9 protein-coding genes and 1 pseudogene are annotated in these 12081 nt (G+C 58.8%); 6 read left to right on the forward strand and 4 right to left on the reverse strand.

Annotated elements, in window-relative coordinates; genetic code table 11:
* Positions 1 to 11: 11 nt before the first annotated feature.
* The 3 genes and pseudogenes from FFR93_RS34625 to FFR93_RS34635 all read right to left on the reverse strand — a co-directional run bounded on the left by FFR93_RS34625 (position 12) and on the right by FFR93_RS34635 (position 3335).
* Positions 12 to 1256 (reverse strand): glycosyltransferase family 4 protein, encoded by a 1245-nt coding sequence (locus FFR93_RS34625; RefSeq protein WP_138396495.1) that lies wholly within the window; start codon positions 1254 to 1256, stop codon positions 12 to 14.
* Positions 1253 to 2601, reverse strand: a pseudogene (locus FFR93_RS34630) (glycosyltransferase family 4 protein). Before FFR93_RS34630 ends, FFR93_RS34625 begins: the two are co-directional and overlap by 4 nt.
* Entirely contained in the window at positions 2598 to 3335 is a 738-nt protein-coding gene (locus FFR93_RS34635) for a Crp/Fnr family transcriptional regulator (RefSeq protein WP_064706051.1), read from the reverse strand. Before FFR93_RS34635 ends, FFR93_RS34630 begins: the two are co-directional and overlap by 4 nt.
* Before the next feature lie 458 nt (positions 3336 to 3793).
* Between FFR93_RS34635 and FFR93_RS34640 the strand changes: the two genes are divergently transcribed.
* The 5 genes from FFR93_RS34640 to FFR93_RS34660 all read left to right on the forward strand — a co-directional run bounded on the left by FFR93_RS34640 (position 3794) and on the right by FFR93_RS34660 (position 10363).
* On the forward strand, positions 3794 to 4504 hold the full coding sequence (locus tag FFR93_RS34640) for a sugar transferase (RefSeq protein WP_138396497.1): 711 nt from the start codon (positions 3794 to 3796) through the stop codon (positions 4502 to 4504).
* Between the two features lie 118 nt (positions 4505 to 4622).
* Complete coding sequence (locus FFR93_RS34645) at positions 4623 to 6371, forward strand: tyrosine-protein kinase domain-containing protein (protein ID WP_138396498.1); 1749 nt, start codon at positions 4623 to 4625, stop codon at positions 6369 to 6371.
* Positions 6368 to 7390, forward strand: a complete 1023-nt coding sequence (locus FFR93_RS34650) for a glycosyltransferase (RefSeq protein ID WP_138396499.1) — start codon at positions 6368 to 6370, stop codon at positions 7388 to 7390. Before FFR93_RS34645 ends, FFR93_RS34650 begins: the two co-directional genes overlap by 4 nt.
* Before the next feature lie 4 nt (positions 7391 to 7394).
* The gene (locus FFR93_RS34655) at positions 7395 to 8774 is read left to right on the forward strand and encodes a polysaccharide biosynthesis/export family protein (RefSeq protein WP_138396500.1); all 1380 of its coding nucleotides are present in this window, start codon (positions 7395 to 7397) and stop codon (positions 8772 to 8774) included.
* Between the two features lie 122 nt (positions 8775 to 8896).
* Positions 8897 to 10363, forward strand: coding sequence for a hypothetical protein (locus tag FFR93_RS34660; RefSeq protein ID WP_138396501.1), 1467 nt, complete (start codon positions 8897 to 8899; stop codon positions 10361 to 10363).
* 188 nt (positions 10364 to 10551) lie between these two features.
* On the opposite strand, the gene FFR93_RS34665 is transcribed toward FFR93_RS34660, so the two are convergent.
* Positions 10552 to 10851 (reverse strand): hypothetical protein, encoded by a 300-nt coding sequence (locus tag FFR93_RS34665; protein WP_064706056.1) that lies wholly within the window; start codon positions 10849 to 10851, stop codon positions 10552 to 10554.
* A gap of 308 nt (positions 10852 to 11159) precedes the next feature.
* Here FFR93_RS34665 and FFR93_RS34670 point away from each other — a divergent pair, with 308 nt between their 5' ends.
* The gene (locus FFR93_RS34670; RefSeq protein ID WP_138396502.1) at positions 11160 to 12071 is read left to right on the forward strand and encodes a glycosyltransferase; all 912 of its coding nucleotides are present in this window, start codon (positions 11160 to 11162) and stop codon (positions 12069 to 12071) included.
* Positions 12072 to 12081 lie beyond the last annotated feature (10 nt).

Below are 12081 nucleotides of genomic sequence, written 5' to 3' on the forward strand. Positions count from 1 at the left end.
CAGTTTTTGTTTTAGACCGGTCGTCTATTGAAGCCATCGACTGATCGATCGGCATGGGTGGAGAGCTGTTGCTCGACGAGTCCGGCCATCCGGTCGCGAAAGACGGCGGAGGAAAACTTCAGCGAATGCGCGCGGATCGCATGCGGATCGATATCGTCCTCCACCTCTTCGAAAGCCGCCATGGTTTCCAGCAGGGCTTCGGTGGTTTGCTCAGCGAAGCGAAAACCGACCTGCGGCGAAGAAACGGTTTCCCTGGCGCCGCCGGCGTCGAAAGCGAGGACCGGCCGCCCTGATGCCATGGCTTCTACCGGCAGGATGCCGAAATCTTCCGTGCCTGGAAACAGCAGGGCGCGGCATCGCGAGAGGTGGTCCCGCAGAACATTGAACGGCTGGTGGCCGAGGAATTGCACGGTCGGTCCGGCGATCGATTTCAGATAGGGCAATTGTTCTCCCTCTCCGATTACGACAAGCTTACGCCCGGCCTCGGTGCAGGCGCGAACGGCGATATCCGGCCGCTTGTAGGCCGTCAGCTGGCCGGCATAGAGATAGAATTCGCCTTTCCCCTTCCCAACCGAAAAATCGTCGGTGGCAACCGGCGGGTGGATGACGATGGAGTCCCGATCGTAGAAGCGGCGAATGCGGTTTGCCACATAATCGGAATTGGCGACGAATACGTCGACACGGGAAGACGTCGTCACATCCCAGGCACGCAGCATCGGCGCGGTGATCGACATTAAGGCACGCCCCACCCATGGCAGGCCATGGCGATAGACGTGAAACTGATCCCAGATGTAGCGCATCGGCGAATGGCAGTAACAGACATGGAGAGCGTCGGCGCGGGTAATAATGCCCTTTGCAGGCCCGGATTCGCTCGACAAAACGAGATCGTAGTCCTGTAGATCGAATTGCTCGAGCGCGAAGGGCATCAGCGGCAGCATTTTGGTGTAATGCCGCTGCGCGCCGGGTATCTTCTGCAGAAAGGACGTACGGATGTTCCGCGTTTTTAGAAAATCGCTGATGCGATCCCGATTGCAGACGAGGGTGAAGATGTCGGCCTGCGGAAACATGCGGCACAATTCTTCAACGACCTTTTCGCCGCCGCGCATTGAGACGAGCCAGTAATGCACGATCGCGACGCGCAGTTGCCTGGTTTCCTTGACGCTTCCCGCCTCGGCCGCGCGTCTTTTCGCCATCACGGGCGCATCGCCGAGAAATGCCCTTGCGTCGGAAAGAGAGGTTGTTGCTTTAAAGGTCAACGGAATACTCCTTGTGTCGCCACACCGTCTGTCAGCTCGGAACCGCATTCGTCGAAAGCAGGCTGCAATATTCGGCAAGGAGCGCGTCGCGCCATTCCTCATGCGTCGAGGCGAGATCAGGCGACATCAGGAAGGCCCGCTCGCTCATGGCGCGGATCTCGTGCCTCGGCATTTGGCTCAATCGCGTCAATGTGTCGGCAAAGGCGGTTTCATCAGCCGTGTCGCACGCAAACGCCATGCCGGCCTGCTCCATTTCTTCGGCAAGAAAGGCGCTGCGCGACATGATGACGGGCAGGCCGCTCATGGCTGCTTCGATCGCCACGAGGCCGAATGGCTCGGGATAACGCGAGGGCATCAATAGGGCGCGCGCATTGCGGATGGTGGTGCCGATCTCCGCATGCGACTGCCAGCCGACGGCCCTGACGTGATCGCCAGACGCCGCGACCAAGGGCATCAGCGGACCGTCCCCGATCACGCAGAGCCTGGCGCCGGCTCTGCGTGTGGCGGCCACGGCGTCCTCCACGCCCTTTTCCTCGTCGAGCCGTCCGATGAAGACGAACTCATCATTCGCCTCCGCCTCAATGCGTTGTGTCGACAAGGGGGCAACGGGATTGCGGATCGTCGTCAGTCGATCGGGCCGATAGCCGGCGCCTACGAGAAAGCCGGCCATCTTCTCATGCAGCAGGATTATCCGGCCGAAATCCGCTTCAGCCCTGAGTAGCCGGAGGACATTCGAGCCGCGGGCGACTCGCCACAATTTGTGCGAATAACTTCTCTTGTCGCAGGCCGTCGCAATGCAGCCCGCACCGAGGGGACGCCGAAGGCAGATCTCTTGCGCCTGGTAATCGAAAAAGGCGCCGTTGGGACAGGCGGAGAAAAAGTCATGCGCGTGGACCACGCATCGTCCCGCGACCGGAGCCAGGGCCCTGAAAAGCGCGGGAGAAAGGATCTGATGCCAACCATGCACGTGATAGACGGTATTCGCTGTATCCTTTGCGGCAATCCAGTTCGCGACCATACGGGCGGCCGCACCATTGTGAATCCCGGTCACGAAGGCCTTCGCACGCTCGGCGCTAAGCAGGTCGCGGCTGTTCAATCCGATCATGGTGACCCCGAGAGCAGCAAGCTCCGCATTGGCGGCATCATCCCCACAAATGTAGGTCACGGGAAGATTCAGGCCGCGGAAAAGCTTGGCCGACAGCACCGCGAGCCCCGTCGCCCCGCCCCTCGCTACAGAATAGTCGTCGATGACGACTACGCGATCGATCCTCTTCGAACCGTGGCCGGGAAAGCGGCTGACGATGGAGGCGGGTCGCAGGGCGTGGGGAAGCGGCAAGTGCATCACTTCACCGAAAAGGCGCCATTCGCACAGGCCTCGAGCGCCTTGCGGTTGAGAATCCGGATCTTGCCCTGCCCTCCGTCGATAATCTTGAATTCCCGCAGACGCCGCAGGCACTGATTGACCTTCTCGCGGGACGCCGGCAGCGTTGCGGCCAGATCATTTTGCGAGATAATCAGCTCGTTGCCGCTGTTTGCGGCATCCTTTCCGTAAACCGCCGCGAGCCGCAGCAGCGTGCTCGCCAGTCTTGCCTGCAGGCTCGACGCCGCATTGGCGATAATCCTGTGTTCAAGCTCCGAAATACGCGCCAGGGCCCTCGAGAACACTTTTTCGCGGAAACACGGATCGCTGGCATACATGTCGCGCAGCAGCCGGCCCTCGAAAAAATGCAGCTCGCAATTGGAAGCGGCACGGTACTCGAGGTTCATTGTCTGCCGGCGCAAGACTTCAAGCTCGCCGATCAGGCCTGATTTCGGGATAATTTCAACGATGAATTCCCTGCCGTCGGGCAGCATCGTACTTGCACTGACCAACCCCGAATGCACGCGAGCGAACATATCGACGAGGACGCCGGCCCCGGCAATGATCTCACCACGACGGAAACGCCGTACGCTCGAGCGGCAGGAAAGAAATTCATCATCGATGACGATACGACTGTTGAGGTGAATGCCGCCGTTAGCCGAGATCGCGGCCTTGCTGATGCCGACCCTGCGATCTGAGGCGTGCGTGATCCCGTCCATGCAATTTCACTCCTAGTACTAGAATGCTGCACCGCGTCATTTATATTGGATTAATACGTTAGTCAAATAACATCAGCGCATGATAACAGAAAATTCAAGTTTACTTCGGTGTCGCATTAAAAACTAAATCGTCTAGTAAAATCAAAATGTCTAATATATCTAGGAATTCCTCGCAGTAGCTCCGATATGTGCTTATATAAAAGACTTAATGAATGAGAAATCATCATAATTAGAGATGAAAACATCAAAATTACGATGGATTCTGCTCAAGATGATCATTCAAAGCAGCTTATATATCCGCTTAAAAGAATTGATGACGCATGGCTATATCTGGAAATCTCTAGCCATCTTCGTAGCATAAAGAATTAATTAACGATTATGACCTTGGTAACAGACAATCTGGGTGCGGCGCAGCAAGCTTTGAACGGTTCTTGACGTCCAATGTTTTGGAGACCGCGATGACATGGGAAGCACATAGTTTTGAGGCTTGGTCTCGCATCGGACGGGCCGCTAAGGGCGGCTTGCGCGACTCGTTGCGCGACTCCAGGCCTCGTGCAGCCGGCCGGTCGTCAAAGCGTGCGATAGATTTTCTTGTTGCGTTCATCGCGCTGATCCTGCTCTCTCCGCTTTTGCTGATCGTCGCGATGATCGTGAAACTCTCCGACGGCGGCCCTGTCTTCTATTCCCATACGCGCATTGGCTTCGGCGGAGCGCCGTTCGGATGCCTCAAATTTCGGACGATGAAGACCGATGCGAGTGCTCAGCTCGCGGAATTGCTGCAAAACAACCCGGCGGCCCGCAGCGAATGGGAAATGACCCGTAAGTTGAAGAACGATCCGAGGATCACCGCCGTCGGCGATATCCTCAGGCGCTCGAGCATCGACGAGCTTCCCCAGCTGATCAACATCTTGCGTGGCGAAATGAGCCTCGTCGGACCCCGCCCGGTCACAGCCGAAGAACTGCCACGCTACGGCGAACACGTATGGGCCTATATGGCGGTTCGCCCGGGGCTGACCGGCCAATGGCAGACGAGTGGGCGCAACGATGTCAGTTACGAGTACCGGGTTTCTCTCGACGTCCATTACCTCAACAACTGGTCGCTCGTCCGAGACTTCGTCATCATCGCCAAGACCATTCCTGCGCTGTTTTCGCAGCGCGGGTCGTACTGAGCGTTCAATGGGGAGACCGCCGACCGTGTTCGAGATCGGAAGATGCGCTTCTCCACCGTCCCCTCCAAGCTGCCATTAACTGGCTATTCATTGATTTCCCATTCCGGATTAGGACGACATGACCTCCAGCACGATCTTCAGTGGTGTCTCTCCCATATCCCTGGCTCCAGAAGCTACAGGCGGCGGCAATTCGCCGCTGACCCTGCGGGGTATGCTCTTCTTTTTGAGAATGCGCTGGCATTGGATCGTCGCGACGACCATCGCTTTCCTGGCGATCGCCGGAACCTATTTGCTGACCGCCGAACCGACTTACGTTGCCAGCACGCAGCTTGTGATCTTTCCCCAGGTGAGCGGCTCTGAAACGCAGAGGGCTTTCGCGGAAGATGCATTCATCGAAGGACAGTTGGAGATCGCCAGATCGAGCGATGTCGTCGGTGGAACGGTAGCGGCGCTCGATCTCGTTCATGATCCCGAGTTCGTCGACCAGACGCCTTCGCTGCAGGACAGAGCGAAGAATTGGCTGATGGGGCTTTCACCCCAAGCGGATACTCCATCGCAGGACGCGGCAGGCAAGGGAGCGAGCGAAGCGCAACCACAGACGGAGGATGAGCGGCTCCACGACTGGGCAACCGCCAAACTGCTGAACATGATGGACATCCGCCGGATCGGAAGCTCGACGATCATCGAGATATCGGCTGCGGCATCGACCCCTCAGAAGGCCGTCGACATTGCTGACACGCTCGCCGGGCAGTATATCCAGAAGAATATCGCGATGAAGGCCAACGCCGCCCGCCAATACAGCGACTGGCTGGCGAAATTCATAGCCGAGCAACAGCGAGGGCTCGCGGAAGCCGCTAGCGCCCTGGCCAGCTTCACGAGCAATCCGCGGGACCAGTTCAAGCTTGCGGAGCTGCAGAGCGCAACGGATGCCCGCCGCACTCTTTATGAAAACACCTTGAACCAGCTGACCGAAGCAAAGCAGCGCATCACGTACCCGATGTCCGATGCCACGATCGTCTCGCGAGCTACGCTGCCTCTTTCGAAGGCGAGACCGCGCAGCACTCTCATCGCCGCCTTTGCGGCCGCGGTCGGCCTTGGGGCCGGTTTCGCACTCGCAATGATAAGACATGCCAGCGACCGCCGGCTCGTCCGCCCGCATCAGATCGCTGAAAGCTGTGGCCTGTCCTTCGTCACCGTGCTGGCGACGTCAAAAAGGACACGCGACGGCCAGCCGGCGCCTTTCTTCGCCGCCGGTACGGACGGCAGTATAGCCATCCCAGGCATGACAGAGCTGAGCGCAACGGTCGTCGCGCTTCGGCGCAAACGCCGGGTCGTCATCGGAGTGGTCGCCGTCAATCGCGGCAACGGAGCATCGACCATCGCAAGCGAACTTGCTGTGCTGTCGTCGGTATCTGGAGCGAAGACGCTTCTGATTGATGCGGCCGCGCAGAATCCATCGCTCAGCAAGACGATCGCACCCCATAGTCTCAGCGGCCTCGTCGACGTTCTCGACAATGGCGAACTGATTGAGACCGCGGCCTTGCCCCTCAGCCCCACGCTGAAATTCCTTCCGCTCGGCCAGGTCGACACCGTGACGCCGGCAATTCGTCTAAGTTCGCGCCGCACGCAATTGAGCTTCGCCGAGCTGAAAAAGGAGTTCGACACCATATTTGTCGACATTTCCGCATTCTCCGCTTCGCCGGATGCCAATGCGATCGCGCCGGAGCTGGACGGCGTTCTCATGGTCGCCTCGCACGGAAGCACTTCGATCGACGACGCCGTCCGTGTCATCCAGACGATGCGCAATGTCGGCGCGGAAATCCTCGGCGCCGTCATCAACCACGCTCCGAAGAGCATGCAGTCATGATCGCGCATTCGGCAAAGACGGACAGGCGGGAAGTCTTGGGCGGACCGGTGCTTGTTTCTTGCGACGCGAAAGCCGTGGCGCGGCGCGGGAGCCAGCCTTTGCGGATCGCCATCGGAATTGCTTCGGCGGGCCGCCCTTCGATCCTGCTGGAAACGGTCGATTATCTTGTCGGCCTGCCGGACCAGCCACACCGTTTAATCGTCTGCGTGCCGGGCATCGACGATGCCGCCGGGCTCGTAGACCGCATCGACGTGGAAGTCATTGTCGGGAGCCGTGGTCTGACCTCTCAGCGCAACAGCATCATCCGGGCGGCCGCGGCCGATACGGACCTTCTGATCTTCCTGGACGACGATTTCATTCCCGCCGCAACCTTCCTTTCACGAATGGCGGCGGTCTTTGCAGAAAGACCCGACGTTGCAATCGCCACCGGTGAAGTGCTCGCCGACGGCGTCCTCGACGGGGGGCTCGACATGTCGGCGGCCCTGGAGGTTCTTCACACTGCCGGCGAAGGGTCCGAGCGGGTGACGGATATCTATAATGCCTACGGATGCAATATGGCGGTTCGCCTTGCGCCCATTCTCGAACACTCGCTGGCGTTTGACGAGCAGCTGCCGCTGTATGGCTGGCTCGAGGATGTCGATTTCAGCAGGTCCATCGCCCACTACGGGAGATCCGTGCGCGTCGAAGGCGCCTGCGGAGTACATCTCGGCGTCAGATCCGGACGGCAGCCCGGCCGGAGACTTGGCTATTCGCAGGTTGCCAATCCGGTCTACCTGATCCGGAAGGGCACGATGTCGAAGAGTCGTGCGATAGCGCAGATCGGCCGCAACATTCTGGCGAACGCATCGGGCATATTGTTCAACGACCGCTTGGTCGACCGACGGGGACGCTTGAATGGCAATTTGCTGGCGCTCGCCGATCTTCTTTCCGGCCGCGCCGCACCGTCCCGCATTCTCGAATTCGCCAATCCGCCGTCCCGCACAATGCCGTCGCCGCCGATCGCAACGAAACGGAGATAGATCAATGCAGCCCACACTCTTGTCCGATCGCGTCATCTCCGCGGCACTCGCGTTGCTGGTTTTCTGCTGCATGGCGAGCTGGAGCGTCGCCCACGCGCAAACATTCACGCTCGTGCCTGAAGACAAGGTAAGATTGCGCGTCGTCGAATGGCGTTCTGCGGATTCCCGCTATGCCAGCTGGGAAGCTCTCGATGGCGTCTACACCATCGACGACACTGGCGAATTGTCGATCCCGATCGCCGGCCATGTACAGGCCTCCGGAAAAACAACTGAAGAAATCGCCGACGCCATCGCCAGCGCTCTCGCTGAAAAGGCGGCACTTCCTGGCAAGCCGTACATCGCCCTAGAGGTTGCGGAGCATGCGCCGATTTTTGTGACCGGGACCGTTCAAACCCCGGGGCGCTATCCTTTTGAATCGAGGATGACTGTCATGAAGGCCATCAGCATCGCTGGCGGCTTCCTGCGGGAACGCGAGGACAACACTTACTTCGAGCGCGATCGGATCCAGGCAGCCGGCGCCTTTCGAACGGCCGTCCTCAACCGGCGCGATCTTTTGATGCGGCAGGCGCGGCTGCGGGCGGAAATCGCCGGCGGGCAGGATTTCGAGATTCCTGCCGAACTCGTCGGAACGGCCGAAGTGGACAAGCTGAAGGCGCAGGAATTGAACCTGATGCGGCTGCGCCGTATCGATATCGACAGCCAGATCGAAGCGGCGAACGACCTCACCCGCCTCTATGGTCAGCAGGTCGAGTCGCTCGAGGCGAAGATCAGCTCGCAGAAGCGGCAGATTGAGCTCGCCCAAAAGGAACTGGACAACGTCAACAGCCTGGCGAGCAAGGGGTTAGTCAGCAATTCCCGTCAGGTGTCTGTCGACCGCTGGGTTGCGGATGCACAAGGTACCCTGATCGATCTCGAAGTTGCCTTGACAACGGCTCGCCAGGGCCTCAGCGAGGCCAACCGTTCCAAAATCAATATCGTCAACAGGCAGAACAGCGAAAACCAGGACCTGCTGAATCAGGTCAATCTTGCGATCGGCAGGGCCGCGATCGATATCCAGGTGGCTCAGCTTCTGGGGGAACAGGCGGGGTACGACGCTCAACTCGCTCAGGTGAACATGGACACGCCGGGTGTTGGCAGAGCGCAGAAGAACTACAGGATTGTGCGTCGTAATAGCGACGGGACCTACAGCACCATCGTGGCCGACGAGCAAACCGCATTGCTGCCGCATGATCTCGTCGAGGTCGGTTTGGACACGAACCTTCAGGCGCCGACTTCGCCGCTGCAGCCCGCACGCCAGACACAGAGCTCGACGCTCCCGTCTTCTGATGTGGCCGGGGATAATCGAGCGGGCCGCGGCTGGATATCCCAGACGGGATCGAATTAGGAGGCGATGATGATCAGCGACGACAGCTGGCGGCTTTCGCCTCGGCTATCATATCGGCTTCTGGATGTCCGCGTTTTGCCAAATCACTATTTCAGCTGTTTGTTCAGGTCAGGATTGGACGCATGTCGATAGAGCCGCTCGGTTTCATCGTTCTCCTGCTTGGCCTCCTCGCCATGGTCAACGGCGCGCGTTTTGCAGTTGCGACCCTATGCCTGTTGACGCTGCTGGGTGCAGCGGCCGCTCTCCAATTGCCTGCACTCGGCGGCAGCAGCATCCAGCCAAGCCATCTTCTGCTCCTGTTTGTCGTCGCCGCCACCCTGGTGCGTCCAGTCCAGACGCAAGCGGCGCTGGCGAGCATTTCTTATCCCGGTCCCGGCTTCTGGTTTGCCGCCTATATCCTGTTTTCGGTAGTATCCTCCTTTTTCCTGCCGCGGATTTTTGCAGGTGCGACCCTCGTCTACTCCTCTGCGAGAGATGCGACCGGCATGATGTCGACTGTCGCCGCTCCCCTGTCACCAGGCTCGTCCAACCTTAGCCAATCTGTCTATCTGCTTGGCGACCTCGCCTGCTTTGCCGTGGTTTCGGGGCTCGCGAGGCTCGGATATCAGCGTTTCATCGCACAGCAGCTGATCGTCGCTTCAATCGCTTGTTTTGCCTTGGCGTTGCTTGATATCGGAACGTTCGTGACCGGCCAGTCGTACCTGCTCGATGTCATCAGAAACGCGAATTACACCATGCATACGGCCGAGACGATCAGCGGTTTCAAACGCATTGTCGGCGCCTTTCCCGAAGCAAGCATATATGGGACGGTCGCACTGGCCTATTTCTCGTTCACTCTTCTGCTCTGGCTGGAGCGTGTTCAAAGCCGCATGGCCGGCATAGCAACGCTTTTCATCGGCCCGACGATCCTGCTCTGCACGTCGACAACCGCCTATATTGCCGGGCTTTTCGTTGTCTGTATGTTCGTGCTCTTCTGCTGCAAACGTATGATCGCAGGATCGGCTAAGACCTCGCACGTTACGTTCCTGGCGATAACCCTCTTCTTGGTCCCCTGCGCCATCGTCGCTCTCAGCCTTGTTCCTGATACGTGGGATTCCATCACCAGCCTCCTTAACACCACCGTATCGGACAAGCTCCAATCGCAATCCGGCGAAGAGCGCACCGCGTGGAACACGCTGGCATTGATTGCATTCGTCGATACCGCGACCTTCGGCGCCGGACTTGGAACGGTTCGAGCATCGAGTTTCGTCGCCGCTTTGCTGTCCAACGTCGGATTGACCGGCACGCTTCTCTTCGTCGCCTTCCTGTACAGCCTTGTCAGAGCCTCCAGCCGGCAGGCCTCGGGAGATCGTGAGACGCACGCGATAGGAAATGCCGCCATCATGGCATCGATCTCACAGATCGCCTCTGCGGCGATTTCAGGAAGCGGCACCGATCTCGGCCTGCTGTTCAGCACCACGGCGGGTTTGGCCGCCGGTTGCCTCGCCACTCCCTATGTGTCGCAGCATCGGGTGGGCCGGCCCGGTGCAAATCGGCTTCCCCCGGAGACATCGGCATCTCTCAGGAGAGCGCCGGTGTTTGCAGCGTAATGAGCTCAGTCGCGAACTTCATTCGAAGCCAAGGGCGGCACGCCGTTGCGGTCATGCAGCTGCCCAGTTGGGTTGGCCGGCAATCGCCGGCGTCGCAAAAGTTTGGAAATGCTGGTGCGAAAAAGTCGGCGGAACGCGGTTCCGCAAGCGCCTCCCGGGAAGGACGGGCGGCCGATCCTGTTTCGGCGTCAGCCCTGCCGGCGCTCGCTGGTGGCTGCGACACTATCGGCGGCGGAACTGTTTTGTCGCAGCCTGGCGCTACGCCGCGCAAAACCCGACAGGAACACGCCTGCCAGATAGCCTATCTCCATGAGCACGAGGAAAGCGATACCCGAAGCGAACGCGCCGATCAGCGAAGACCCGTCGGCGAAAGCCACGCTGCCGAAGCCGATTGCTACAAGGATTGCGAAAATCGCAAAGGCCCAGGCGCGGATCGCAGCGCCGGCGGCTGTCGATACCACTGCAGCCACCAAGGTCATGATCAGCATGACGATCCTCCTTCCCTCTGCACCTCGACAAGGTCCCCGGCGCCAATCGTCCTGCCGCGGTTCAATATGTCGAAACACAGCCCTGTCACAGGCACGGCATTCTTCATGATGAGCATCTCAACAATGGAACACACAAAAACCGCCGACGGCCGGATGCTGTTTCAACAAACAAGCGGCCGGGCGTTCCACAATATATACAGCACAGGACCGTCCTACGACAGGTCTGCCGGGCCAATCAAAAACTATTCGCTCAGGCCTGAAAACAGCAGCAATTCACTCGGATTGAAGACAACCCGAAGGGTGATGACATGAACAACCAGTGCATTGCCTATGTCACGGATGTCGAATATTCGTTTCCGACTATTCTTTCAGCGCTTCAAGCCCGCAAATCGGCAAGCCGCGGAACCGATGTTTGCGTGCTGATGTCTGAACGTCTCGAAAATTTCGACGAGTTGAGAGCCTTACTCGCCGCCAGCGGCGTCGAATTGGCCGATGCGACCGACGCACTGCGGGACTCGCTCGGCAAGCTCGACAGCTCGCATTTTCAGGGGCGCATCAGCGTCAGCACGATGGCGAAACTGGTCCTCTGCGAAATCCTACCCGCCAATTACACCCAGATCATCTATCTCGATGGCGATACCCAGATCGTCAGCGATCTCCGCAAACTCGAAAACGCCACCGTGCCTGAGGGCCGGTTTTTCGCGGCTCGCGATTACACCGCAATCCAGGACTTCCTCAACACTGGGAAAGACAACCACTACTTCAATGCAGGAGTTCTGAAATTCCATCGCAACGGCTGGATCGGACAGGAGGCGCTTGAGCTTTTTGCCAGAAATCCCGAGGCTTGCGAGGGTAAACATGATCAGGGTGCATTGAACTACGTTTGCGGTTCATCGCTCATACTTGTGTCCAACCGTTGGAACTTTCCGAAGCAGTTTCTGCATCTGGTGAACATGTCGTCACTGGCGATCGTCCACTATATGGCGCATCCGAAGCCATGGCATGGGACCTTTTTTCCATGGACCGATCGGGAAAGCCAAGTCTATGTCGATCTGCGCAAAGCGCATCCGATTTACAACGCACTCTATCGCGGGATAAGCTTCGATCGGAAGATACTCTATAAATATCGATCGATACGGGCACGCATCGAGCATGCGATTGAGAAGAGCGGCCCCCATCCGCGAGTGCAGAGCCTGCTGGTTGGCGATTATGCCGTATGATGACGCATAT

Source organism: Rhizobium sp. MHM7A, from assembly GCF_005862215.1.
Classification (GTDB): Bacteria; Pseudomonadota; Alphaproteobacteria; order Rhizobiales; family Rhizobiaceae; genus Rhizobium; species Rhizobium bangladeshense.